Below are 25469 nucleotides of genomic sequence, written 5' to 3'. Positions count from 1 at the left end.
CGGCCCCCCCGCCCCGGCCCCCGCCGGGGGGGGCGCGCCGGGCGCGCGGGGGCACCCGGCGGGGGGCCACGTCGCCCCTCCCGCCGCTTGCCCGCCCCAAACACCCCCCCCCTCGTGTGCCGGGCGCTGTGGGAGGAACGGGGTTCCGGTCTCGTCCGGGGCCGGAAACCACATCGCTCCCGTCGTGGGTCGGGTGCTGCGGAGGCTGTCGGAGGCACTTTTCGCCGAGACCCTTATGCCTGTCCGTCATATTTATGACGGACAGGCATAAGGGTTGTTCGACCTGTTGCCGTCAGGCACGACGCGCCGGGGCGGGTCGGTCAGGCGGCCTTGGCCAGGGCGTCGTACTCCTCGTCGGTGAGCTGCACCTGGGCGGCGGCGACGTTCTCCTCCAGGTGACCGACCGAGGACGTACCCGGAATGGGCAGCATGACCGGCGAGCGGCGCAGCAGCCAGGCGAGCGCGAGCTGGGCGGGCGTCGCCTCGTGGCCGGTGGCGATGGCGTCCAGCGGGCCGCCCGGCTTGGCCAGGTTGCCGGTGGCGATCGGGAACCACGGGATGAACGCCAGGTCGTTGCGCTCGCAGTGCTCCAGGACGTCCTCGGCGCTGCGGTCGGCCAGGTTGTAGAGGTTCTGCACCGACACGATCGGGGTGATCTGCTGCGCCGCCTCGATCTGCTCGACGGTCACCTCGGACAACCCGATGTGCTGGATCTTGCCCTCCTGCTGGAGCAGGGCCAACTCGCCGAGCTGGTCGGCCAGCGGCACCTTCGCGTCGATGCGGTGCAGCTGGTAGAGCCCGATCGATTCCACGCCCAGGTGCCGCAGGCTCAGCTCACACTGCTGGCGCAGGTATTCCGGCCGCCCCACCGGCCGCCAGTCACCCGGCCCGGAGCGGGTCAGCCCGGCCTTGGTCGCGATGACCAGGTCGTCGGCGTACGGGTGCAGCGCCTCCCTGATCAGCAGCTCGGACACGAACGGCCCGTACGAGTCGGCGGTGTCGATGAACGTGACGCCCAGCTCGTACGCCCGGCGTAGCACCCGCACCGCCTCGGCCGGGTCCTTCGGGTCACCCCACACCCCCGGGCCGGTGAGCTGCATGGCCCCGTAACCGAGCCGGTCGACCTGGAGGTCGCCACCGATCCGGTAGGTGCCGGACGCCTTCGCGGGCTGACTGCTGGACCCCATGTGCCGTACCCCGATCCTGTTCGTTGTCGTCAGCGGCAAATCTAGCCACCGCCTCAACGCCTTTCCCGAAGATCGCCGTCGGCAACACCCACGGGCCGAATGTGGGCACCGACACGGGTGCTCAGCCGACGTGCCGGATGACCACCAGCGCCTGGTCGTCGTCGGAACCGGAGAGCTTGGCCAGCAGGGTGTCCGCGATCACCTCCACCGGCTGGTCGCGCACCGGCACGATCACCTCGTGCAGGGCCGTCACCCCGGCGTCGTACGCCTGGTCGCGCCGTTCCACCAACCCGTCCGTGTACGCCACCAGCAGGTCCCCCGGGCCGAACGTCACCGTGGTCACCGGCACCGGATCACGGACCAGCCCCAGCGGCAGCGAGTGCCCCGTCCAGACCGTCTCGGGGGGCCGCCCCGACGGCAGCAGCACCGGGTGCGGATGCCCCACCCGGGCCACCTGCGCCTCGCCGGCCACCGGGTCGACGACCATCGCCAGGCAGGTGCCGAGGAACCCGACCCCGAGCAGCCCGGTCAACCGGGGGAACACCTCGGCCAGCGGCACCCCGGACCGGATCAGGGTGTTCACCACCGTCCGCAGCTGCGCCATGTCGGCCGCCGCCTCGACCTGGTGGCCCACCACGTCGCCGACCACCACGGCCAGCCGGCCGTCGTCCAGGTCGACCAGGTCGTACCAGTCCCCGCCCAGGTGCAGGCCGCTCATCGCCGGCTGGTAGCGGGTGGCCACGTCCAGACCGGGGGGCCCGACCGTGGCCGAGGTGCGCAGCCGGCCCGCGAGCCGGGTCACCAGGTTGTGCTCGGCGGCGGCCAACCGGACCCGCTCCAGGGTCTGCTCGCACAGGTCGGCGATGGTGTCCAGCAACGCCAGGTCGTCGTCGGGCAGCGGACGTTCGCGGGGCCAGCCGAAGCCCAACGCGGCGATGGGCCGCCGGGAGGCGTCCAGCAGCGGCAGCACGACGGTGGTCACCATCCCGTACTCGCCGGCCGGGTCCGGCAGGCCGGGATGCCGGGCGGCGAACTCGGCCCGGTTACGCAGGATGATCCGTTCCCCGGTGCGCAGCGCGCGGGCGATCGGCCGGGGATCGTCGATGGTCAGGTCGTCGAAGGTGGCGACCAGCCCGCTGGGCAGCTCCGCGTGCCACAGCCGGACCCGTCGGCCCTCGTCGCGCATCGCCAGGCCGGGCAGCGCCGCGCCGAGGGCCATCGGCGCGGCGTCCAGGATCACCTCGATCGCCTCACCGGTGGACCGGGTGACGCTGAGCCGGGCGGCGAACTCCGCCATCGCCCGCGCGGACGCGGTCAGCTCGGCCCGGCGTAACGCCTGGCTGCACAGCCCCGCCACCGCGTCGAGCAGGATCCGGCGGGCCTCCTCGTCGGCGACCGGCCCGTCCCAGCGCACCTCCAACGCCCCGAGCACGGTGCCGGTGCCGTCGCGCAACGGCAGGCACAGCCCGTCGGGCAGCGCGACGGTCGCCTCCTCGCGTACCGCGCGGGCCAGCGGCGCGTCGTCGGCCACCGCGAGCCGACCGGGGCCGTTCCCGTCGGTCACCGTCAGGTCCAACGCGCCCGCGGTGGCCACCGCGACCCGGACTTCGGTTGCCCCGACCAGCGCCGGCGTGACCGTGATGACCACGTCCGTCACCGCCGTGCGGGTCCCGGCGGCGCTGAGCGACCCGGCGAGCCGGGCCAGCCCTTCAGCCTGCCGCAGCGCCTGACGCCGCTCCCCGGCCGCCGGGTGTGGGGCCTGCTGCTGGCCGGGGTCCCGGCGGCCACGGCGGCGCGCAGCGGGAACCCCGGTGCTGGTGGCGGTCCCGGCGCTGGTGGTGTCCGACCGTGGGGATCCGGTCGGGTCGTCGGCGTCGGTGGCCCCGCCGGTGGGGCCGATCGCCTCGGCGACGGTGGTGAAGACGCCGCCGGGCCGGCCGGTGGCGTCGACGATCGGAGCCGACGAGAAGACCAGTCGGTGGCGCTCCGCGCCGGAGCCGACCTCCCGTTCCTGCCGGCAGGTCACCTGGCCCGTGGTCAGCAGCCCGGTCAGCGTCGGCACCGCGTCCGGCCAGACCGCCGCCCCGGGTTGGCCCGGCTCCTGCGCGCCGACCGGGTCGGGCAGCGCGAGGTACCCGTCGTTGGGCAGCAGCACGAGTTCCGGTCCCCACCAGATCGCGGCCGGTTCGGGGCTGTACAGGCAGATCACCAGGGCGGTACGCAGGCTCGCCGGCCAGTCCTCGACGGGCCCGAGCGGGCTGCCGGCCCAGTCGTGCCCGACGATCCGACGGCCGGTCCGGCCGGCCCGGGAGAGCAGGTCCCGCCAGCGTGCGTCGTCCGGCGGCCGGGGAGCGGCGGCGGAGCGAGTCATGTCGGGACCTCCGCTCTGCGGATCGAGCGCTTCCCCATCAGTCGGACCGTACCAGCGTGGGCCGATCCGCACGTCTGTCGATCATCCGGTTCGGGTCTGCCGGAACGTCGCCCCCGCTGTCCGACGGGCCCGTGCCGGGGCCCGCCCGGCGGACCCCGACCCGGTGCGCCGCCCGCGTCGGCCGTCCCGCTCCGGTCCCGGTGCCCGCCGTCGGTCCGGGTCGGTGCCGGCGACGGTCCGGGGAGGCGGTCCGGGGAGTTGTCCCGACCCGCCGCGAGGGGTGTGCCCACCGTGCGACGCTGGCCGGGTCCGGGGCAGACCGGCGCGGGGTGGCGCCGACGCGGGGAAAGGGACGCGATGACGGGTACGCCGCAGCTGGACTTCGCACTCGACACGTACGAGTGCATCGTGCTCTATCCCGGCCCGGCCGGTCGGGTGCTGCCGAAGGAGACCGTGCAGCGGCTCCAGGCCGAGCACTTCGCGCACATGCGGGCCCTGCAACGCCGGGGTCTGGTGCTGGTGGCCGGCTCGATCGACGGCCCGGCCCGGGAGCCCGCCCCGCCGATCGGCATCGGCCTGGCCCGCACCGGCTCGGTCGAGGACGTACGCAGCGTGATGGAGGCGGACCCGGCGGTGCAGGCCGGTCTCTACATGGTCGACGTGCTGAGTTTCCTCTGCCCGGCCGGCTCGTTGGAGTTTCCGCTGGTCAAGACCGACAGCTAGGGGCGGCGGGGTCCGGACGTCGGGTCGTGGTGACCGACGGTGCCGGTGTCGGGGCGGACGAGCACGGGAGCGCGCGGACGGCGTTGGTCCCCGGGCGGTACGATTCCCGGCGCGCGGTCGCCGATGCCCGCGACTCCCCGACGTCCCGGCGTGGGCTGCGTCCCGCCGGCCAGGCGCCCACCCCGCGCGTCGTCGGACCCCTGTTCCTCAGTCCGCAAGGGGTCGACCCCCAGGTCGACCCGGAGGAGAGACTAGCCTGATGGGCGTGAACCGCCGCGCGAAGATCGTCTGCACTCTTGGTCCCGCCACCTCGTCCCCGGAGCGGCTCCGGGGCCTCATCGAGGCGGGCATGAACGTGGCCAGGCTGAACTTCAGCCACGGCAGTCACGCCGACCACGAGTCGGTGTACCGCATGGTCCGCGAGGCAGCCGAGGCGGTCGGCGTGCCGGTCGCCATCCTGGCCGACCTCCAGGGCCCCAAGATCCGGCTCGGCAAGTTCGCCGACGGGCCGCACGAGTGGCGTACCGGCGACTCGGTGGTGATCACCGGGGACGACATCCTCGGCACCCGGGACCGGGTCTCCTGCACCTACCGCAAGCTGCCCCAGGAGGTGAAGCCGGGTGACCGGCTGCTGATCGACGACGGCCGGGTCGCCGTCGAGGTCAGCGACGTCACCGGCAACGACATCCGGTGCCTGGTCACCGAGGGTGGCCCGGTCTCCAACAACAAGGGCGTCTCGCTGCCCAACGTGGCGGTCAGCGTCCCGGCGATGTCGGACAAGGACGCCGAGGACCTGCGTTTCGCCCTCGGCCTGGGCGTCGACCTGATCGCGCTCTCCTTCGTCCGTACGGCGGAGGACATCAAGCTCGTCCACAGCATCATGGACGAGGAGGGTGTGCGCCGTCCGGTGCTGGCCAAGGTCGAGAAGCCCGAGGCGGTCGACCACCTGGAGGCGATCGTGCTCGCCTTCGACGGCGTCATGGTGGCCCGGGGCGACCTCGGTGTCGAGATGCCGCTGGACCAGGTGCCGCTGGTGCAGAAGCGGGCCGTGCAGCTGTGCCGGGAGAACGCCAAGCCCGTCATCGTGGCCACCCAGATGCTCGACTCCATGATCGAGAATTCCCGGCCCACCCGCGCCGAGGCCTCCGACGTGGCCAACGCGGTGCTCGACGGCGCGGACGCGGTGATGCTCTCCGGCGAGACCAGCGTCGGCAAGTACCCGGTGCTCACCGTCAGCACCATGGCAAAGATCATCACCACCACCGAGGCCGGTTCGATCGGGGTGCCCCGGCTCCAGCACGACCCGCGCACCCACGGTGGCGCGCTGACCGTGGCGGCGTCCTCGATCGCCCGCGCCATCGGGGCGAAGGCGCTGGTGGCCTTCTCGCAGACCGGCGACACCGTCAAGCGGCTCAGCCGGTTGCACTGCGACCTGCCGCTGCTGGCCTTCACCCCCGTCCCCGAGGTGCGCAGCCAGCTGGCGCTCTGCTGGGGCGTGGAGACCTTCCTGATGCCGTTCGTCCAGCACACCGACGACATGTTCCGTCAGGTCGACCAGGCTCTGCTCGGCCTCAACCAGGCCACCCCCGGCGACTACGTGGTGATCGTCGCGGGCAGCCCGCCCGGCACCCCCGGCTCCACCAACACCCTGCGGGTGCACCAGCTCGGCTCCCTGGTCGACGCCGCCTCCGCCCGGGCGCTCCAGTGAGCACAGGGAAACTCCCGGTGAGCGTGAGGAGCACGCCGGGTTTGCGCGCCCCGCAGTCGCGAACAGAGCCAGCCCGGTGAGCGCGAGGAGTGAGCCGGGTTTGCGAGCCCCGCAGTCGCGAACAGAAGCAGGCCGGTGAACGGGCGTCCGGCGGCGACCGGTCAGGCCGCGGTCGACCAGCTCCTCGAGGTCCTCGACCTCGACCACACCGGCTCGATGACCTTCCGTGGGGTCAGCCCCTCGGTGGGTCCGCAGCGGGTGTTCGGGGGGCAGGTCGCCGGACAGGCACTGGTCGCCGCCGGGCGCACCGTCGACCCGGACCGGTTCGTGCACTCGCTGCACGGCTACTTCGTCCGGCCCGGCGACCCGGCCGAGCCGATCGACTACCAGGTGGAGAACGTCCGGGACGGGCGGTCCTTCTCGGTCCGCCGCTCGGTGGCGTTGCAGCACGACAAGCCGATCTTCTTCATGTCGGCGTCCTTCCAGCGGCAGGAAGAGGCCCTGGAACACCAGGCCCCGACCCCGCCCGACGTGCCCGGCCCGGACGACGTGCCGACGATGTCCGACCGGCTGGCCCGCTATCCGGAGCGGCTCGGCATCTGGGGGCAGATTCCCCGCCCGATCGACGTCCGCTACGTCGGCGAACCCGGCTGGGTACGCCCCGGCGACCGGCCCGCCGACCCGCACCAGCGGGTCTGGATGCGCATCGACGGCAAGTTGCCCGACGATCCACTGCTGCACGCCTGCGCGCTGACCTACGCCTCGGACCTGACCCTGCTGGACTCGGTCCTGTCGGTGCACGGCGAGGTCTGGGGTCCGGGCGGTCTGGTCGGGGCGAGCCTGGACCACGCCCTGTGGTTCCACAGGTCGTTCCGGGCCGACGAGTGGTTCCTCTACGACTGCTGGAGCCCGTCCGCCTCCGGTGCGCGGGGTTTGGCCACCGGCCGGCTGTTCACCCTTGACGGCCGGCACATCGCCAGCGCCGTCCAGGAGGGCCTGCTGCGCCGCGTCGGCGCCTGAGCGGACCCGCCCGCGCCGGGTCGCCGCCACCCGCTGACCGTGGGGTGCGGGGAAGGTGGCGCGTCGGGCGGTGGCGGTGCGCAGGTGGTCGGGCAGGGACCGGCCGGGTGGTCAGAAGCTGCTGACCACCTTGACCAACGCCTCGTCGATGGTGGTCGGGTTCTTGGCGTCGAACGCCTTGCCGGACGACGCCTTGGCGATCCGGTCCAGCGCGGCCAGGTCGGACTCCTGGTCGAAGGCCACGCAGAAGACCTTCACCGGCTTGTTCGGGTCCAGTGCGATGTCCCGCAGCAACCGGTCCAGGTCGCTGTCCTTCTGGTATTCGTTCTTGCCGTCGGTGAGCACCACCACCGCGTTGATCCGCTTCGGGTCGTACCTGTCGAGCAGGGAGCGGTGTGCCGCGCGGACCGTCGCGTACAGGGCGGTGTTGCCGCCGATGCGCAGCCCGGCCAGCTTCCGGTTGAACGCTTCCCGGTTCAGCGGCGCGAGCCGTACCTCCTCGCTGTACGGCTTCTTCGGCCGTTGCGGGGTCTCGCTGGAGAACGACCAGAGCGCCACCTGGTCGGCGGCGTTGAGCAACCCGATCGCCTTGCTGGCGGCGTCGGTCGCCACCTGGAACCGGGTCCGGTCGCCGACGGTGGCCTTCATCGAGCCGGAGGTGTCCACGGCGAGCAGGATGTTCGCCTTCTTGCGCAGGGTGTCCCAGCTGCCGAGGATCGCGCCGACCACCTCCGGGGTGGGCGGGTCGAAGTAGGTGAGCCGGTCGCCGCCCGGCCCGGCCACCGTGGCCAGCAGCGTGTCGGCGGGCTGGCGCTCGTCGTCCCGGAAACCGAGCGCGGCGAAGCTGCGTTGCTGCGGGCCGTCGCGGAGGAACGTGAGGAAGTCCTCGGCGGCCTCGCGTTGCGCCGGGTCGGCGGAGGGCAGCACCACGTACGGGTGGTCGAGGTTGAAGGTGCCCTCCTTGGGGTGCACCGCCACCAGCGGGACCCGGGGCTTGCTGCCGGTGGGGCTGAGCTGCCCCTGGTTGTAGAGGTAGACCAGCTCCTCCTGGAGGACGATCGCGCTCATGTCCGTGGCCGGGGTGTCCCCGGTGGCGGTGGCGTCGGCCTCGGCGAGGTTGCGCAGCAGGTCCACCGAGTCGTCGCTGTAGTGCGAGACGTTGGCCTCGATCCGCCTGACGAACTGGGTCACCGCCGGCTGGGCGAGGTCCTCGCTGGTCAGGTCGCTGGCCCGGCTGACCGCCGCGTAGTAGGTGGCGATGGTGGCGGCCAGGCCGGAGGTGGACAGGTGCGGGTTGTCCTTGCCGAAGGTGAACCGGCCCCACTCGGGCTTGCCGAACGCCGCCCAACCGGTGTCGCCGGAGAGGCCGAGCACGTCGGCCCAGCCGAGCGGGCCGCGCTGCTGCACCACCTCGCCCCGGTCCTTGGGCATGGCGATGACCAGGGGACTGTTGGCGATGGACGGGTACTGCCCGGGGGTCTGGGCGGGTCGGCCCGCCGCGGAGTCCAGCAGGCGCAGCTGCCCGGTCCACAGTGACGAGGTGGGCAGCCACACCTGTGGTTCGGCGACCTTCGGCTGGGTGAGCGCCCACCCGCCGGCCAGCGCCTCCATCGCCTCGCCCGAGTTGAGACCGTGCACGGTCACCTGCGCGCACCGCCCACCGAAGCGCCGGTCGGCGGCGTTGTACCGGTCGGCGAGCTGGGCGACCAGCGCGCTCTTCTCGGTGGAGGAGCTGACCTCCAGCGGTATGCAGTCGGCCCGGTCGGTGCCGGGCGTGGGCCGGACGTACAGGTACGCCCCGGCGATCACCGCGAGCCCCGCGACGACGGCCACCGCGTGCGGCAGCCACGGTCGGGCGGGACGCTGACCGGTGGCCATCGGCTCCTCCAGGGGTTGGTTCGGCGGGTCAGGTGTCGGTGCGCGGTGCCGGCACGGGCGGCGGTGGGGGACCGTCCGGCGTGGTGGACGGGGTCAGCGCGGCGGCGACGAGCAGACGGACACCGTAGACCACGACGAGGGTGAGCGCGCCGACGGCGGCGGCCGTGCCCACGGCGGTGCTGGCGACGTACCCGGCGGCGAAGCCCACCGCGCCGAGGAAGATCGCGAGGGACATCCCCCACGGGTCGGTCCACTGTCGACGCAGCCGCCGCCCGAAACCGTCCCGCCGGGCCGGCGGGGTGACCGGGGCCGGCCGGTCCGTCGTCGTCCGGGTGGGTGTGGGGGTGAGGGCCGGGGCGGGGGCGGTGGCCCGGGTCCCCGGGGGTGCCGTCGGTCCGGCCGGGGCGGGCCGGGCCGCCGCCGGTGGGGCGGTCGCCGGGTCGGTCGGTACCTGCGGAGTGTGGTGGGAGGTCGACGTGGTGGGCCACGGTGCCGCCGCCATCGCCGGCCCGCTCGGCCCGTGCGGTGCCGGGTGGCCGGTCGAGATGGTCGGCCCGGGTCCCGCCACCCCGGCGGTCGGCCACGGGTCCGCCGCCGCGCCGGTCGGCCAGGGGTCGGCCACCGCGCCGGTCGGCGCGGGCGGGGCGGCCGGCGGACAGGAGAGGGTACGGGGCAGCTGCTGGGTGGCCGCCGCGTCGGTGCCGGCCCGCAGCACGGTCTGCAACGGCACCTCGCGGGTGTCCCGCCCGAGCAGCCGCAGCAGCACCTCCTGGGCGGTCGGCCGGGCCCGGTGGTCCTTGTCCAGGCACTGGCCGATCAGGGTGGCCAGTGGGCCGGTGAGCCCGGTCAGGTCCGGGGGGTCGTGCAGGATCCGGTGCAGCACCGCCGCGACGGGGCCGGTGCCGAACGGTGGTTGTCCGCCCGCCGCGAAGGCGATGGTCCCCGCCCAGGCGAACACGTCGCTGGCCGGCCCGACCTCGTCGTCGCGGAACCGTTCCGGGGCCATGTAGGGGGCGGTGCCCATGACGCGGTTGGTCATCGTCTCGGTGACGTCCAACGCGCGGGCGATGCCGAAGTCGATCACCCGGGGGCCGTCCGCCCCGAGGATGACGTTGTCCGGCTTCAGGTCGCAGTGCACCACGTCGGACTGGTGGATCGCGGCGAGCGCGGTGGCGGTGCCCACGGCCAGCCGGTGCAGCGCGTTGCCGCTGATCGGGCCCTGTTCACGGACGTGCCGTTGCAGGGTGACGCCTTCGATGAACTCGCTGACGACGTAGGGCAGCTCACCGTCGACGTCGGCGAAGAGGATCTGCGCGGTGCAGAACGGCGCGACCCGGCGGGCGGCGGCGATCTCCTTGACGAACTGTGCCTTCGCCCGGGGATGCTGGTGCAGGTCCACGTTGATCACTTTGACCGCGACCCATCGGCCCTGCTCGTCGCGGCCCAGGTAGACCACGCCCTGGCCGCCCGCGCCGAGCCTCCCGACCAGTTCGTACGGCCCGGCCTGGCGGGGGTCGCGGGGGCTCAGCGGTGTCACGTCCGGCATCGCTGTCGCTGCCCCCATCGGCCGGTTTTCGGTGCGCTGGTGTGTGTCGTGGTGTGCCGGCGACCCTGCCGGCGACAGGGGTATGGTGCCACGTCCCCGCCACCGGGACATGACACCCTGCCCGTTCGGTGGAGGGTGACGACCCGGCCGGCCGGGTCGCCGACTAACCTTGCGGCCATGCGCCTCTCCGCTCGGGTCGACTATGCCCTCCGCGCGGCCGCCGAGCTCGCGGCGGTCGCCGATGGCGGGGACTCCGGACGGTCCCGTCCCGTCACCGCCGAGCAGATCGCCCGGGCGCAGGACATCCCACCGAAATTCCTGGAGAGCATCCTGCTCCAGTTGCGTCGGGGCAGCATCGTGCACGCCCAGCGGGGTCCCGAGGGCGGTTACTGGTTGGCCCGCCCGGCGGCCGAGATCTCGCTCGCCGAGGTGATCCGGGTCATCGACGGTCCGCTCGCCCACGTCCGGGGGCAGCGCCCCGAACAGCTCGGTTACCACGGTGCGGCGCAGGCGTTGCAGGAGGTCTGGATCGCGTTGCGGGCCAGCGAGCGGGCGATCCTGGAGCAGGTCACCATCGCCGACGTGGCGGCCGGGACACTTCCCGGCCGGATCACCGAGTTGGCTGCCGACCCCCGCGCCTGGAGCTGATCCGCCGCGCCCCGGGGCGTCCCACCCACCGATCAGGGGTTGACCGGGGAGCCGCCGTGCCGCATTCTCGACCAAGTCGATAGGAGATGCCGAAAAGTTCGGAGGGCTCGTGCGCAAGCTTCTGATCCTCGCTCTGGTCGGGTTGGCCGCACAGCTCGTCGACGGCGCGCTCGGCATGGCGTACGGGCTGACCTCGTCGACGCTGCTGCTCTTCGTCGGCGTCGCCCCGGCCGCCGCCTCGGCGTCGGTGCACCTCGCCGAGATCGGCACCACGCTCGCCGCCGGTGTCGCGCACTGGCGGTTCGGCAACGTCGACTGGCGGGTGGTCACCCGGATCGCCCTGCCCGGCGCGGTCGGCGCGTTCGTCGGGGCCACCTTCCTCAGCTCCATCTCCACCGAGAACGCCGCCCCGTGGATGGCCGGCATCCTGTTCACCCTCGGGGCGTACCTGCTGGTGCGTTTCTCCCGCCCGCTGCGCCAGCGCTCCGGTGCCGGGCGGCTGCGTGGCCGGTTCCTCGGCCCGCTGGGCCTGGTCGCCGGGTTCGTCGACGCCACCGGCGGCGGGGGATGGGGTCCGGTGGCCACTCCGGCGCTGCTGGTCTCCGGTCGGATGGAGCCCCGCAAGGTGATCGGGTCGGTGGACACCGCCGAGTTCGTGGTGGCCGGGGCGGCCAGCATCGGCTTCCTGATCGGCCTGGGCAGCGAGGGTTTCCTGCTGCCCACCGTCGCGGCGCTGCTGATCGGCGGCCTGATCGCCGCGCCGGTGGCCGCCTGGCTGGTGCGGATCGTCCCCGCCCAACTGCTGGGCGCCACCATCGGCGGGGTGATCGTGCTGACCAACGCCCGCATCCTGCTCAAGGCCGGTGACGCCGGGTCGACCGTGCGTCCGGTGGTCTACGTGCTGCTCGCCGTGGGTTGGGTGGTCGCCCTGACGTTCGCCGTCCGGGCGTTGCGCCGCACCCGTCGGGCCCGCGCCATCGTCGACGCCGCCACCGCCGAAACCCCCGCCGTCACCACCCCCGCCGACGCGCCCAGCCCCGCCGACGCCGTCGCCACGACGCCGTCGCCGGACACCGCGGCTTCCGCTGTCGCGGCCGGGGTCGTCGCCGGGGCCGCCCCGGCCGACGCCGACGACGACCGGCTCGCCGTCGTCGAGCGCTGAACCACCGACGGGGTACGCGGCCCGCCGTCGCGGCCACGGCGACCGTCGCGCACCGGTGTGACCCGTACGGGGCGGCGACGGTCACCCGGGAAGCGCGCCGCCCCGGGCGGCTCCACCCGTGGCGGTGTCCCCGGCCAGCAGGTCCGTGGCCGCAGCCGACAGCAGTGCCCAGGCCCGGTCCACGTGCTCCGGCCCGGTCAGCGGTGCGCCGACGGCCAGGCGCAGGGTGTACCGGCCGTTGACCCGGGTGTGCGTCAGGTGCACCTGACCGTCGTCGTTGACCCGGGCCAGCAGGGCCGCGCTGGCCTCGTCGCCGGCCCGTAGCCGGAATGTCACCAGGGAGAACGGGTGCGGGGCGGCGATGGCGAACCGGTCGTCGGCGCGGACCCGGGCGGCGAACCGGTCGGCCAGGGCGATCCCGGAGCGCAGGTGCGCGCGCAGCCCCTCGACGCCGTACCAGCGCAGGACGAACCAGAGCTTGAGCGCCCGGAAGCGGCGGCCCAGCGGGACCTGCCAGTCCCGGTAGTCGATCACCGCACCGGATTCGCTTGCGGCGTTGCGCAGGAACTCCGGCATGACGGTCAGCGCCTCGATCAGCTCGCCCCGGTCGGCCACCCAGAAGGCGTCGCAGTCGAAGCCGGTGAGCAGCCACTTGTGCGGGTCGAAGCAGTACGAGTCGGCGTGCTCCACCCCGGCGTGCGACCAGCGCAGCTCGGGGCAGACCGCCGCCGCGCCAGCGTACGCGGCGTCGACGTGCAGCCAGATGCCGTGTTCGGCGCAGATCGCGCCGATCTCCGGCAGCGGGTCGACGGCGGTGGTGGAGGTGGTTCCGATGGTCGCCACCACGATGGCCGGCACCACGCCTTCGGCCAGGTCCGCCTCGATCGCCGCCCGCAGGGCCGCCGGGCGCATCGCCTGGGTCTGCGGGTCCACCGCGATGGTGCGGACGCCCTGCCCGCCGAGGCCGGCGATGCGGGCCGCCTTCTCGATCGAGGAGTGCCCGTGTGTCGAGGTGTACGCCCGGTACCGGCGGTCGACGCCCACCTCCCGCCAGCGGCCCCCGCTGGCCCGGTGCAGGGCGGCCAGGGTGGCGACCAGGGTCGCCGAGGAGGCGGAGTCCTGGATGACGCCGCCGCCGGTGCCGGTGGAGCGGAACCGCGCGGGCAGGTCCATCAGTTCGACCAGCCAGTCCAGCACCACCGTCTCCAGTTCGGTGCCGGCCGGGTTGGTGGCCCAGAGCATGCCCTGGCTGCCGAGGCCCGAGCTGACCAGGTCGGCGAGCACGCTGGGGCCGCTGGTGTTCGCCGGGAAGTAGCCGAAGAAGCCGGGGTGCTGCCAGTGGGTGACCCGGGGCACGATGATGTCGTCCAGGTCGGCCAGCATCGCCGCGACCGGTTCGCCGTGTATGGGCGGGGTGGCCGGCAGGGCGGCGGTGACCGTGCCGGGCGGGTCCCGGGGGACCACCGGGCGCTGGTCCAGCGTCCGCCAGTAGTCGGCGACCCAGTCGACCACCGCGTACCCGGCGCGACGGAACTCCTCGGGGTCCATGTGCTCAGCCATGGGCCGAGTCGATCAGGTGGGCCGGTCGGGGGCAAGGGCGGGTACGGGTTGTGCGGGCGGAAAGCGTTGTCCTACGATCCGACTGCGCGGAGTCGAACCATGGATGTCGATGCAAGGCGTCCCGTCACCACCGTCAGCACGGCGCTTCATCCCGCCGGCCCGGGCAGGCCGGCGTCGGCACCGTGCGCTGACCCCCGCGAAAGGCGTTTCCGTGCACCTGAGCCCACCCCGTCGTCGCGCCGCGTTGCTCGCCGCCGCCGCGGCCACCACGCTCGCCGCCGGCACCCTCACCGCCGTGACGGCTTCGGCCGCCGCCGCCGGTTGCCGGGTCGATTACAAGATCAGTAGCCAGTGGGGCGGCGGCTTCGGCGCCGACGTCCTGGTCACCAACCTCGGTGACCCGATCAACGGTTGGACGTTGACCTGGTCCTACACGGCCGGTCAGCAGGTGGCCCAGGCGTGGAACGCCACGGTCACCCAGTCCGGGGCGCAGGTCAGCGCCAAGGACGCCGGCTACAACGCCGCCCTGGGCACCAACGGCACCGCGAGTTTCGGCTTCAACGCGTCGTGGAACAACGCCAGCAACCCGACGCCGGACAGCTTCGTGCTCAACGGCACGACCTGCACCGGTGGCACCGCGCCGACCACCGCGCCCCCGACGACCGCACCGCCGACCACGCCCCCACCCACCACGCCGCCGCCGACCACCCCACCCCCGACGACACCGCCGCCGACCACGCCCCCGCCGACCGATCCGCCGGCCGGGGCCAAGCAGTTGGAGGATCTCGACCGGGGGCTGATCAGCGTCCGCTCCGGCAGCGGGAACCTGGTCTCCTGGCGGCTGCTGGGCACCGAGACCTCCGGGGTGTCGTTCAACCTCTACCGGGGCTCCACCAGGGTCAACGCCTCGCCGATCACCGGGGCCACCAACTACCTGGACAGCGGGGCGGCGGCCGGCTCGGCGTACACCGTGCGGGCGGTGGTGAACGGGGCCGAGCAGGCGGCGTCCGCGTCCGCGCTCCAGTTCGCCAACGGCTACCTGGACGTGCCGATCCAGCCGCCGGCCGGGGGCACCACCCCGAGCGGGGAGGCGTACAGCTACTCGGCCAACGACGCCAGCGTCGGTGACCTCGACGGCGACGGCGACTACGAGATCGTGCTCAAGTGGGACCCGTCCAACGCCAAGGACAACAGCCAGTCCGGCTACACCGGCAACGTCTACGTCGACGCGTACACCCTGACCGGCAGTCGGTTGTGGCGCATCGACCTGGGCCGCAACATCCGGGCGGGCGCCCACTACACCCAGTTCCAGGTGTACGACTACGACGGCGACGGCAGGGCCGAGGTGGCCATGAAGACCGCCGACGGCACCCGCTCGGGCACCGGTCAGCTGATCGGTTCGTCGTCGGCGGACTACCGCAACTCCAGCGGCTACGTGCTGTCCGGCCCGGAGTACCTGACCATGTTCAACGGGCAGACCGGTGCCATCGCCTCCACCGTCAACTACGACCCGCCGCGCGGCACCGTCTCGTCCTGGGGCGACTCGTACGGCAACCGGGTCGACCGGTTCCTCGCCGGCACCGCCTACCTGGACGGGCAGCGGCCGTCGCTGATCATGGCGCGCGGCTACTACACCCGCGCGGTGATCGCCGCCTGGGACTTCCGCAACGGCACCCTGACCAAGCGGTGGACGTTCGACTCCAACGCCTCCGGCAACTCGGCCGCCGCCGGCCAGGGCAACCACCAGCTCTCGGTGGCCGACGTGGACGCCGACGGCCGCCAGGAGATCGTGTACGGCGCGGCCACCATCGACGACAACGGCCGGCTGCTCTATTCCACCGGCAACGGTCACGGCGACGCCCTGCACGTCGGTGACCTGGACCCGGGTCGGGCCGGCCTGGAGATCTTCAAGGTCGACGAGGACGCCAGCAAGCCCAGCTCCTGGTTCGCCGACGCGCGGACCGGTCAGATCATCTGGAGGACCGCGGCCAACGGCGACAACGGTCGGGGCGTCTCGGCCGACATCTGGGCCGGCAGCCCCGGTGCCGAGTCGTGGTCGGCGGCGGTCGACGGGCTGGCCAACACCAGGGGGCAGAACATCGGCCGCAAGCCGTCGTCGATGAACTTCCTCGCCTGGTGGGACGGCGACCCGGTGCGTGAACTCCTCGACGGCACCAAGATCGACAAGTACGGCACCGGCGGCGAGACGCGGCTGCTCACCGGCAGCGACGTGGCCTCCAACAACAGCACCAAGTCCACCCCGGCGCTCTCCGGCGACATCCTGGGCGACTGGCGCGAGGAGGTGATCTGGCGCACCGGCGACAGTCGGGCGCTGCGGATCTACAGCACGCCCACGCCGACCAGCACCCGGATCTACACGCTGATGCACGACCCCCAGTACCGCGCGGCGATCGCCTGGCAGAACACCGCCTACAACCAGCCGCCGCACCCGGGCTTCTTCATCGGTGACGGCATGTCCACCCCGCCCACGCCCAACATCTACCTGCGTTGACGGTGCGGGCCCGGCGCTGGCCGGGCCCCACAAAGCAGGCACCGGGTCGCCAGCCGCGGAATCCGCTCAGCTGGCGACCCGGTGCACCACACCGCAGCACCCCCGACCCGTCCCGACCGGGAGTGCCGTACCACCACCGGTAATAAAGTTAGAGGTCGTCCGCAACGGTGGGGTGACGTCGCTATGAAGAGCGTGTTTCAGACGCTGCGGGACAGCCCGCCGACCACCTTCTCGGCCACCAGCTCGAACGAGCGCACCCGGTCGGCCACGTCGTACACCATGGTGGTGAGCATCAGCTCGTTCGCGCCGGTGCGGGCCAGCAGCTCGGTGAGCTGCCGGCGGACCGTCTCCGGTGAGCCCATCGCCTGACCGTCGCGGCGCTGCCGGACGAACTCCCGCTCGATCTTGGTGTACGGATACCGGGCGGCGTCGTCGGGGCTGGCCAGCGGCTCCGGCCGCCCTGAGCGCAGCTTGAGGAACGACAGCCCGGCGGGGCCGGACAACCACTCGGCCCGCTCGTCGGTGTCGGCGCAGACCACGTTCACCGCCACCATCGCGTACGGCTCGGTCAGCCAGCGCGACGGCCGGAAACTCTGCCGGTAGAGCTGGAGCGCGGGCAGGGTGTGCTGGGAGCTGAAGTGGTGGGCGAACGAGAACGGCAACCCGAGCAGCCCGGCGAGCTGCGCGCTGAACCCGCTGGAGCCGAGCAGCCAGACGGCGGGGGACTGGCCCAGCCCCGGGCTGGCGGTGATCGCGCCCGGGTCGTCGCCGCTGAAGTAGTTCATCAGGTCGGCCAGCTCCCGGGGGAAGCCCTCCGCCGACAGCCCCTCCATGGTCCGGCGCAGGGCCAGCGCGGTCCGCTGGTCGGTGCCGGGGGCCCGGCCGATGCCCAGGTCGATCCGGCCCGGGTGCAGCGCCTCCAGGGTGCCGAACTGTTCGGCGACCACCAGCGGCGCGTGGTTGGGCAGCATCACCCCGCCCGAGCCCAGCCGGATCGTGGTGGTGTGCGCCGCCAGGTGGGCGAGCAGCACCGCCGGTGCGGAGCTGGCGATCGCCGGCATGTTGTGGTGCTCGGCCACCCAGAACCGGCGGTAGCCCAGTTCCTCGGTCCGGCGGGCCAGCTCGGTGGTGTGCGCGAGGGCCTCGGAGGCGGTGGCCCCGGCGGCGACCGGAGCAAGATCAAGAACAGACATCGGTACGTCGATCACGACTTTCCCCAACCCGCCCCACGCCGGATATGTTCCCTGGCCGGCGCGGTCCCCCGCCCGGTCCAGGGGAGGACGGGCAGGTCGACGAGGTCGTGGGGGTCGGCATCGCGACACCGCTGTCGTCGCGGGATCATGAGCCGGGGCACCCCGGTCGACGCGGGGCCCGGGGCCTGCTCGGAGCAGGCACCCGGGTCACTGTGCGTACGTGCAGGTGGTGCCGGGAGCGGGATTCGAACCCGCAAGCCCTTTCGGGCAGAAGTGTTTGAGACTTCCGTGTATGCCGTTCCACCATCCCGGCGGGTGCTGACAACTGTACCCGACTAGGCTCTTGCGGGAGTATGGGCGGTAGCTGTGCCGAGATCGATGGTGGGGGTAGGGCTGGTGGCCGAGACGCAGACGGATGCCGAGCGCAGGCGGGTGTTGATCGCCGAGGACGAGGCGCTCATCCGACTGGACCTGGCCGAGATGCTGGTCGAGGAAGGTTACGAGGTCGTCGGTGAGGCCGGGGACGGCGAGACCGCCGTCCGGTTGGCCGAGGAACTCAAGCCCGATCTGGTCATCCTCGACATCAAGATGCCGATCATGGACGGGCTGGCGGCCGCCGAGCGGATCGCCGGCGCCCGGATCGCCCCGGTGATCATCCTGACCGCGTTCAGCCAGCGTGACCTGGTGGAACGGGCGCGCGCCGCCGGGGCGATGGCCTATCTGGTCAAGCCGTTCCAAAAGAGCGACCTGGTGCCGGCGGTGGAGATCGCCCTCTCCCGCTACTCCGAGATCGCCGCCCTGGAGTCGGAGGTGGCCGGGCTCACCGACCGGCTGGAGATCCGCAAGACGGTCGAGCGCGCCAAGGGTGCGCTGATGACGACGTACGGGATGACCGAGCCGCAGGCGTTCAAGTGGATCCAGCGCACCGCGATGGACCACCGGATGACCATGAAGGAGGTCGCCGAGCGGATCCTCGCCGAGACCGCCGGCGGCGAGATCGCCGAGCAGCCCACCGGCTAGCCGGCCGGGGCGGGGCGTCCGCCGGTTCCGGAGACCACCGTCGGTGGCTAGCATCGATGGATGGCCTCTCGGTGGAGCTTCGCGGTGCTGGTTGTGCTCGCCGCGTCGCTGGTCGCCTGTGATCCGGCGCCCACATCGACCGGTGAGCAGCCGCCGGTCCGACCGGCGTGGCAGCCGCTGACCCTGCCGCCACCACCGGGTCCGCCCGGCCGGGTGCTGCTACGCGACGCGACGGCCTGCGCGGGCCGGTGGTACGCGGTCGGCGGCGTCGCGGATGCCGACGGCGGCACCCGACCGGCCGCCTGGACCAGCCTGGACGGTACGACCTGGGCGGTGGTGCCGATCGTCGCCGAGTCCTTCTACGGCAGGCAGAACGTGCTCTCCGCAGCCGGCTGCCGCGATGGCGCGTTGGCGGCCGTCGGTGCCAAGACCGGTGGTGCCCACGGCAACCCCCGGGTGAGCACCTGGCGGCAGGGCCCGGACGGCGCACTGGTCGAGGTGTCGGCGTCGTTCGAGACCTACGGCGGGCCCAAGGCGGTGAACGTGTCCCGCCTGGTGGGCGGCCCGCCGGGCTGGTTGATCGTCGGCAACCGCTCCAGCGGCGCGGCGGCGTGGGTGTCCCCGGACGCGGCGGACTTCGCCCTGGTGGAGGGGGCGCCGGAACTGGCCAGTGACGGAGGCGGGATCACCTGGGCCTTCGACGCCACCGCGGTGCCCGGCGGGTGGCTGGCGGTCGGCGGGGTGCTGCCGGGTGGTCGCATCGACCGTGACCCGGTCGCCTGGTCGTCGGCGGACGGCCGCAGTTGGCGGCGGACGACGCTGCCCGGGACGGACCGCTACGAGGAACTACAGCGGGTGGTCCTGACCGGCGACGCGGTGGTGGCGGTCGGGTTGCGGGGTACGGCGTTCGGCGCGTGGCGTCGCGACGACGACCGCTGGGTGGCCGTCGGCGGGTTCGCCGGTGCCGTGCCGTCGCGGGTCCCGTCGGTGGACGCCCTGGTGGCGGCGGACGGCCGGCTGGTGGCGGCGATCTCGGACGGGATATCGCGTGCGGTCTGGACGTCGGTCGACCGGGGCGGTTCCTGGCGGCGGATGGAGCTGCCCGGGCCGGTGCCGGCGGGTGTGGACGGGGACGTCGCGGTGGTGGCGGTGGGGCGGCGACTGTGGATCTTGGTCGACGACGGTGTCCGCCCGGCGGTGTGGACGGCGGAAGTGCCCGCGGACGGCGGGGTCGAGCGACGTGGTGAGGGGCCGAGGTAGGGCTCCAAGGACCAGTCAGGGGCCGACCTGTTACGGGCTCCTGGCCGATCACGCACGTCTTCGTAACGGTTTCGCAGACCACGGGCCAAGGTCTTCCCCGGTCGTATGAGTGTCGGTACGCTCCGCCATCACGAGCCGTAACGCAGGGGGCGTTCCTGCTGGGTGGGTGGTGGTGCGGGCTGTACGGTCGCCGCCCTCCCAGGATGGTCGCCTTCTGCTTTTGGAGGAGGTCAGGAAGCCGTGAGGCGTAGCTATGTACGGGCACTGGGGGCCGCCGCGCTTGCCGTGGCGATGGTCGGTGCCGCAGGTTGCCAGGACACGGGCGGCGGCGAGACCACCGCGTCCGGCGACTGTGGTGGCAAGATCGCTATCTTCGGCGCATTCACCGGTGACAACGCGGGCCTCGTCCTGCCGTCGCTGAACGGTGCGAAGCTCGCCGTTAAGCAGTTCAACGAGAAGAACTCGAACTGCAAGGTCACCTTGCAGGAGTTCGACACCCAGGGCGACCCGGCGGTGGCGACCCCGTTCGCGAACCAGATCGCCGGCGACAACTCGTTCCTCGGTGTGATCGGCGGCCACTTCTCCGGCGAGTCCGACGCCACCATGCCGATCTACCAGGCGGCCGGCCTGGCCATGGTCAGCCCTTCGGCGACCCGGGCCGACCTGACCCAGAAGGGCAACAAGTCCTTCTTCCGGGTGGTCGGCAACGACGGCACCCAGGCGGGGGCCGTGGCCACCTACCTGAAGTCGCAGAACGCGGCGAAGGTCTTCACCATCGACGACGGCAGCGCGTACGGCGCGGGCATCACCGCCGAGCTGGCCAAGAACATCGGCTCGACGCTGGCCGGCACCGACAAGATCCAGGAGAAGCAGGCGCAGTTCGACGCCACCATCTCCAAGATCAAGTCGGCGCAGGCGGACTTCGTCTTCTACGGCGGGTACACCCGCGAGGCGGCTCCGCTGGTCAAGCAGATGCGTGCGGCCGGCATCCAGGCCAAGTTCGTGGGCCCGGACGGCCTCTACGACCCGGCGTTCCCGAAGGGTGCCTCGGGCGGCGCCGAGGGCGCCATCATCACCTGCCCCTGCCTGCCGGCCGACAAGGCGGGCGGCACCTTCTCCGCCGACTACCAGAAGGAGTTCGGCCAGGCGCCCGGCTCCTACGGTGCCGAGGGCTTCGACGGTGCCCAGATCTACCTGGACGCCTTCAAGGACGGCAAGAAGACCCGGGCCGACATCCTGGCCTACGTGAAGGCGTACGACAAGCAGGGCGTCTCGAAGTACATCAAGTTCGACGACAAGGGTGACGTCGACCCGTCGAAGGTCGTCATCTGGGCCTACCAGATCAAGGGCGAGGAAATCAGCGCCCTGCAGGAGCTCAAGCTCAGCTGACGACACAGCAGGGGGTGCGGCCGGGTGCTGTTCCCGGCCGCACTCGATGCAAGGAGACCCCGTGCATTTCGATGAACTGATCGGACACCTCGGCCAGCACACCGTGGACGGCCTGTCCAAGGGTGCCATCTACGCCCTGATCGCTCTTGGCTACACCCTCGTCTATGGCGTCCTGCGCCTGATCAACTTCGCCCACTCCGAGGTTTTCATGGTCGGCACCTTCGCGGTGCTGGGCCTGTGGACCGCGTTCGGGGTAAAGAACAACCCGCCGATCGGCCAGGCGGTGCTCTTCTTGGTGCTCGGCCTCATCGCCGCAGCGATCGCGTCCGGTGGTACCGCCCTGGCGATCGAACGGATCGCCTACCGCCCCCTGCGCCGTAAGAACGCGCCACCGCTGATCTTCCTGATCACCGCGATCGGAATCTCCCTGGTGCTGGTCGAGGTCTTCGGCCTGCTCCTGCCGGACGTGGCGGGTGGCGCGTTGCCGACCCTGTTCGGTCGGGCCCGGCAGATCGTCGGTATGCCGACGATCATCCAGCAGGAGACGCTGCTCCAGATCGGCAACACCGCGATCACCAACATCCAGTTGATCGTCTTCGTGTCGGCCGTGGTGATGATGGCCCTCCTGGACTGGTTCATCAACCGCACCCGGTACGGCCGGGGCGTGCGCGCGGTGGCGCAGAACCCGGAGACCGCCGCGCTGATGGGCGTCAACCAGGAGCGTGTGATCATGTTGATCTTCATGCTCGGTGGCATCATGGCCGGTGCGGCGGCACTGCTGTGGAGCATGCGGTTCGGCTTCACCCAGAACAGCATCGGCTTCGTACTCGGTCTCAAGGCCTTCACGGCCGCGGTGCTCGGCGGCATCGGCAACCTGCGGGGCGCCCTGGTGGGTGGCCTGTTCCTCGGCATCGTCGAGGTCTACGGTGCGACGCTCTTCGCCTCCAACTGGGAGGACGTCATCGCCTTCGTGGTGCTGATCGTCGTGCTGATGTTCCGCCCGACCGGCCTGTTGGGCGAGTCGCTCGGGAGGGCCCGCGCATGATCGACAAGATTCGTTCCGCAGACCGACGACGGGTCAGCGTGCTGACTTCCGTCGGCGACCGGTTCCGGGCGCTGCCGAAGTGGCAGCAGGCTGCGGCGATCGTGGCTCTGGTGGCCTTCCTGTACTACCTGCCGTTGCTCGGCATCCCCGGCCTGACCTGGCTGCGGACCGACTCCATCGCGGGCGGCAACAACTGGGCCGGCGTGCTGTTCGTCTGCGCCATCTATGTCCTGGTCGCCATCGGCCTGAACGTGGTGGTCGGCCTGGCCGGCCTGCTCGACCTGGGCTACATCGGGTTCTTCGCCATCGGCGCCTACAGCGTCGCGCTCTTCGGCTCGGTCAACTCGCCGGTGGTCAAGTGGATCCAGCAGGAGTTCGACCTGCCGCCGACGTGGGCGGTGACCTGGGCGGTCTGCCTGCTTCTCGCCATCGTGCTCACGCTGATCTCCGGCGTGCTGCTCGGCTGGCCGACGCTGCGCCTGCGCGGTGACTACCTGGCCATCGTGACGCTGGGCTTCGGCGAGATCATCCGGATCGTGGCACGCAACGCCACCGGTCTGACCAACGGCCCGCAGGGCATCTCGGCCATCCCGGGCCCGGAGGGCCCGCCGTCGGGGGACAACAAGGTCTTCGGCCTGATCGACGCGAAGCCCTGGTACTGGCTGGCGATCACGATGGTGCTGCTGATGGTCTTCCTGGTCCGCCGGCTGGAGCACAGCCGGGTGGGCAGGGCCTGGCTGGCGGTGCGTGAGGACGAGGACGCCGCTGCGGTGATGGGGGTCTACCCGTTCAAGGCCAAGCTCTGGGCCTTCGCCATCGGCGCGGCGCTGGGCGGACTGTCCGGGTTCCTCTTCGGCAGCCGGAACGCGTTCATCGACCCGACCCAGTTCAACGCGAACCTCTCCATCCTCTTCGTCGCCATGGTCGTCGTCGGTGGATCGGGGAACATGATCGGTGTCTCGCTCGGCGCGGTGTTGCTGGCCTACCTACCGGAGCGGTTCCGGGAGGTCGCCGACTACCGGTGGCTGGCCTTCGGCCTCGCCATGGTGCTGGTGATGATCCTGCGTCCGCAGGGCCTCATCCCGAGCCGACGGCGGGCCCGTGAGTTGAAGGATCGCGCGGCGGCTGCAGAGGAGGCGCCCGCTCATGTCTGACCAGATGACCACCACGACGCCGAAGATTCCGGCCCAGCCGGGCCCGAAGCCGGTGCTGCTCGAGGTCGACGAGGTCACGCTCCGCTTCGGTGGAGTGGTGGCCCTCGACAAGATCAATTTCAAGATCTACGAGGGCGAGATCCTCGGGCTCATCGGTCCGAACGGCGCGGGCAAGACCACCAGTTTCAACGTGATGACCGGCGTCTACCGGCCCACCTCCGGGGCCGTCCGGTTCCGGGGTGAGAAGGTGACCGGCCGCAAGCCGCACCAGATCAGCCGGATGGGCATCTCCCGCACGTTCCAGAACATCCGGCTCTTCCCGGAGATGACGGCGCTGGAGAACGTCATGGTCGGGACGGACTCCCGGCACAAGACCAGCGTGCCGGGTGCGCTGTTCCGGCTGTACCGGGTCAAGCCGAAGCCGGAGGAGCTGCCGCAGGTGACCGCCACGTCCGGCATCGTACGGACCTGGCAGGAGATCCGTCGGACCTGCGCCAAGGTGTTCGGGTTGTCCCGGCACATCCTCGAGGAGCGGGCCGCCGAGGCGAAGTCGCTGGAGCTGCTGCGCTTCGTCGGCATCGCCGACCGGGCCAACGACGAGGCGCGCAACCTGCCGTACGGTTACCAGCGCCGGCTGGAGATCGCCCGGGCCCTCGCGACCGAGCCGAAGCTGATCTGTCTGGACGAGCCGGCTGCCGGCTTCAACCCGGCGGAGAAGGAGGAACTGCTCTCCCTGATCCGCAGGATCCGTGACATGGGGCTGACCGTGCTGCTGATCGAGCACGACATGCGCCTGGTCATGGGGGTCACCGACCGGATCGTGGTGCTGGAGTTCGGCCGGAAGATCGCCGAGGGTGCGCCGGCCGAAGTCAGTCGAGACCCGCGGGTGATCGCCGCGTACCTGGGGGAGCCCGCCGATGGCGCTGCTTGAGCTGGACAACGTAAGCGTGTCGTACGGCCGCATCGAGGCGCTGCACGGCATCAGCCTGACCGTCAACGAGGGCGAGGTGGTGGCACTGATCGGCGCGAACGGCGCCGGCAAGACCACCACCATGCGGGCCATCTCCGGCATCCGGACCCTGTCCCAGGGGCGGATCTCCTTCAACGGCGAGGACATCAGCAGGCTCCGGGCCGACCTGCGGGTGGTCCGGGGGCTGTGCCAGTCGCCCGAGGGCCGGCAGATCTTCCCCGGCATGACGGTGCTGGAGAACCTGGACATGGGGGCGTACACCCGGCGGGACTCCGCCGGTATCGCCGCCGACCTGGACCGGGTGATGACCCTCTTTCCCCGGCTGGCCGAGCGGCGCAAGCAGGCCGGCGGCACGCTCTCCGGCGGTGAGCAGCAGATGCTGGCCGTCGGTCGGGCGCTGATGAGCCGGCCGAAGCTGCTCCTGCTCGACGAGCCGTCGATGGGGCTGGCGCCGATGGTCATCCGACAGATCTTCGACATCATCACGGAGATCAACCAGCAGCAGGGCATCACCATCCTGTTGGTGGAGCAGAACGCCCAGCAGGCGCTCTCCCGGGCCCACCGGGGTTACGTGCTGGAGACCGGCCGGATCGTCAAGGAGGGGTCCGGTCAGGACCTGCTCACCGACCCGGCGGTCAAGGAGGCGTACCTCGGCGTGTCCTGACCGCACCAGGCACGACGAACCGGCCGGCGAGTCACTCGCCGGCCGGTTCGTCAGTGGGTACCGGGGCCGACCGTTGTCCCCAGTGTCGAGTCGGCCCGCCGGTGGGCGGATCAGTTCATGTAGCCGCGGAGGAAGTATCCCCGCTCGCCGCACCGGTCGAAGGGCACGAGGCCCACGGCGACGCCGGATCCCGTCGGCTCCGCCACGCACGACTTGGTACCGAAGGTGCAGGTGTAGGCCTCGTACTGATGGCTCGCGACCCGTGCCGCGCCCGTGCTCCGGCACTCGGCTTCCGACGAGTAGAAGCCACCATTGACCCACACCCCCGCATGTGCGGGACCTGCCATGAAGGCGACGGCCCCGGCCGTGGCCAGGACCGACATCGCAACGGTTCTCGCAACTTTCCGCATGGCTCTCCGTCGTCTCCCATCGTGATTTCGCTGTTCTTCGGCACTGTGT

General features: G+C 71.9%; 20 protein-coding genes and 1 tRNA gene. 13 read left to right on the top strand and 8 right to left on the bottom strand.

The window, feature by feature from the left end:
- Nucleotides 1–320: 320 nt before the first annotated feature.
- Nucleotides 321–1187 (bottom strand): aldo/keto reductase, encoded by an 867-nt coding sequence (locus AB0C22_RS23075; protein ID WP_219463819.1) that lies wholly within the window; start codon nucleotides 1185–1187, stop codon nucleotides 321–323.
- A 121-nt stretch (nucleotides 1188–1308) separates the two neighbouring features.
- Nucleotides 1309–3558: a SpoIIE family protein phosphatase gene (locus tag AB0C22_RS23070; RefSeq protein WP_357536912.1), complete on the bottom strand. Its 2250-nt coding sequence runs from the start codon at nucleotides 3556–3558 to the stop codon at nucleotides 1309–1311.
- A 357-nt stretch (nucleotides 3559–3915) separates the two neighbouring features.
- Here AB0C22_RS23070 and AB0C22_RS23065 point away from each other — a divergent pair, with 357 nt between their 5' ends.
- The 3 genes from AB0C22_RS23065 (at nucleotide 3916) to AB0C22_RS23055 (ending at nucleotide 7009) form a co-directional block, all read left to right on the top strand.
- Nucleotides 3916–4281, top strand: coding sequence for a YciI family protein (locus AB0C22_RS23065; RefSeq protein WP_208569252.1), 366 nt, complete (start codon nucleotides 3916–3918; stop codon nucleotides 4279–4281).
- Nucleotides 4282–4540: 259 nt separating this feature from the next.
- The gene (gene pyk, locus AB0C22_RS23060; RefSeq protein ID WP_219463817.1) at nucleotides 4541–5989 is read left to right on the top strand and encodes a pyruvate kinase; all 1449 of its coding nucleotides are present in this window, start codon (nucleotides 4541–4543) and stop codon (nucleotides 5987–5989) included.
- Between the two features lie 135 nt (nucleotides 5990–6124).
- Nucleotides 6125–7009, top strand: coding sequence for an acyl-CoA thioesterase II (locus AB0C22_RS23055; RefSeq protein ID WP_208569250.1), 885 nt, complete (start codon nucleotides 6125–6127; stop codon nucleotides 7007–7009).
- A 111-nt stretch (nucleotides 7010–7120) separates the two neighbouring features.
- Here the strand turns inward: AB0C22_RS23055 and AB0C22_RS23050 are convergent, their stop codons facing one another.
- Nucleotides 7121–8887, bottom strand: coding sequence for an extracellular solute-binding protein (locus AB0C22_RS23050; protein ID WP_357536910.1), 1767 nt, complete (start codon nucleotides 8885–8887; stop codon nucleotides 7121–7123).
- Nucleotides 8888–8915: 28 nt separating this feature from the next.
- Entirely contained in the window at nucleotides 8916–10451 is a 1536-nt protein-coding gene (locus tag AB0C22_RS23045) for a serine/threonine-protein kinase (RefSeq protein ID WP_357536908.1), read from the bottom strand.
- Between the two features lie 159 nt (nucleotides 10452–10610).
- Between AB0C22_RS23045 and AB0C22_RS23040 the strand changes: the two genes are divergently transcribed.
- Together AB0C22_RS23040 and AB0C22_RS23035 are read left to right on the top strand one after the other, a co-directional pair.
- Nucleotides 10611–11081, top strand: coding sequence for an Rrf2 family transcriptional regulator (locus AB0C22_RS23040; protein WP_219463812.1), 471 nt, complete (start codon nucleotides 10611–10613; stop codon nucleotides 11079–11081).
- Between the two features lie 109 nt (nucleotides 11082–11190).
- Nucleotides 11191–12243: a sulfite exporter TauE/SafE family protein gene (locus AB0C22_RS23035; protein WP_357536906.1), complete on the top strand. Its 1053-nt coding sequence runs from the start codon at nucleotides 11191–11193 to the stop codon at nucleotides 12241–12243.
- Nucleotides 12244–12324: 81 nt separating this feature from the next.
- Here the strand turns inward: AB0C22_RS23035 and AB0C22_RS23030 are convergent, their stop codons facing one another.
- Nucleotides 12325–13803, bottom strand: a complete 1479-nt coding sequence (locus AB0C22_RS23030; RefSeq protein WP_357536904.1) for a pyridoxal-dependent decarboxylase — start codon at nucleotides 13801–13803, stop codon at nucleotides 12325–12327.
- Between the two features lie 211 nt (nucleotides 13804–14014).
- On the opposite strand from AB0C22_RS23030, the gene AB0C22_RS23025 reads away from it, so the two are divergent.
- The gene (locus AB0C22_RS23025; RefSeq protein ID WP_357536902.1) at nucleotides 14015–16315 is read left to right on the top strand and encodes a cellulose binding domain-containing protein; all 2301 of its coding nucleotides are present in this window, start codon (nucleotides 14015–14017) and stop codon (nucleotides 16313–16315) included.
- Between the two features lie 197 nt (nucleotides 16316–16512).
- Here the strand turns inward: AB0C22_RS23025 and AB0C22_RS23020 are convergent, their stop codons facing one another.
- Nucleotides 16513–17523, bottom strand: a complete 1011-nt coding sequence (locus AB0C22_RS23020) for an LLM class flavin-dependent oxidoreductase (protein ID WP_357536900.1) — start codon at nucleotides 17521–17523, stop codon at nucleotides 16513–16515.
- Between the two features lie 212 nt (nucleotides 17524–17735).
- A tRNA-Leu gene (locus AB0C22_RS23015) sits at nucleotides 17736–17821 on the bottom strand.
- Nucleotides 17822–17904: 83 nt separating this feature from the next.
- On the opposite strand from AB0C22_RS23015, the gene AB0C22_RS23010 reads away from it, so the two are divergent.
- The 7 genes from AB0C22_RS23010 (at nucleotide 17905) to AB0C22_RS22980 (ending at nucleotide 25010) form a co-directional block, all read left to right on the top strand.
- A complete protein-coding gene (locus AB0C22_RS23010; RefSeq protein ID WP_208569243.1) occupies nucleotides 17905–18528 on the top strand; it encodes a response regulator in 624 nt (207 codons plus the stop codon).
- A gap of 60 nt (nucleotides 18529–18588) precedes the next feature.
- Nucleotides 18589–19788: a hypothetical protein gene (locus AB0C22_RS23005; RefSeq protein WP_357536898.1), complete on the top strand. Its 1200-nt coding sequence runs from the start codon at nucleotides 18589–18591 to the stop codon at nucleotides 19786–19788.
- Between the two features lie 240 nt (nucleotides 19789–20028).
- Nucleotides 20029–21177, top strand: a complete 1149-nt coding sequence (locus tag AB0C22_RS23000; RefSeq protein WP_219463806.1) for a branched-chain amino acid ABC transporter substrate-binding protein — start codon at nucleotides 20029–20031, stop codon at nucleotides 21175–21177.
- Nucleotides 21178–21238: 61 nt separating this feature from the next.
- The gene (locus AB0C22_RS22995) at nucleotides 21239–22222 is read left to right on the top strand and encodes a branched-chain amino acid ABC transporter permease (protein WP_208569240.1); all 984 of its coding nucleotides are present in this window, start codon (nucleotides 21239–21241) and stop codon (nucleotides 22220–22222) included.
- On the top strand, nucleotides 22219–23376 hold the full coding sequence (locus AB0C22_RS22990) for a branched-chain amino acid ABC transporter permease (RefSeq protein ID WP_219463798.1): 1158 nt from the start codon (nucleotides 22219–22221) through the stop codon (nucleotides 23374–23376). The genes AB0C22_RS22995 and AB0C22_RS22990 overlap by 4 nt, the downstream gene beginning before the upstream one ends.
- On the top strand, nucleotides 23369–24307 hold the full coding sequence (locus AB0C22_RS22985; protein ID WP_219463796.1) for an ABC transporter ATP-binding protein: 939 nt from the start codon (nucleotides 23369–23371) through the stop codon (nucleotides 24305–24307). Before AB0C22_RS22990 ends, AB0C22_RS22985 begins: the two co-directional genes overlap by 8 nt.
- A complete protein-coding gene (locus AB0C22_RS22980) occupies nucleotides 24294–25010 on the top strand; it encodes an ABC transporter ATP-binding protein (protein ID WP_219463794.1) in 717 nt (238 codons plus the stop codon). The genes AB0C22_RS22985 and AB0C22_RS22980 overlap by 14 nt, the downstream gene beginning before the upstream one ends.
- Nucleotides 25011–25120: 110 nt before the next feature.
- On the opposite strand, the gene AB0C22_RS22975 is transcribed toward AB0C22_RS22980, so the two are convergent.
- Nucleotides 25121–25393, bottom strand: a complete 273-nt coding sequence (locus AB0C22_RS22975) for a hypothetical protein (protein ID WP_219463792.1) — start codon at nucleotides 25391–25393, stop codon at nucleotides 25121–25123.
- Nucleotides 25394–25469 lie beyond the last annotated feature (76 nt).

The organism is Micromonospora sp. NPDC048894 (assembly GCF_040649765.1).
Classification (GTDB): Bacteria; Actinomycetota; Actinomycetes; order Mycobacteriales; family Micromonosporaceae; genus Micromonospora; species Micromonospora antibiotica.
Note: the sequence above shows the minus strand (reverse complement) of the source record. Positions and strands in the feature narration are given on the sequence as shown.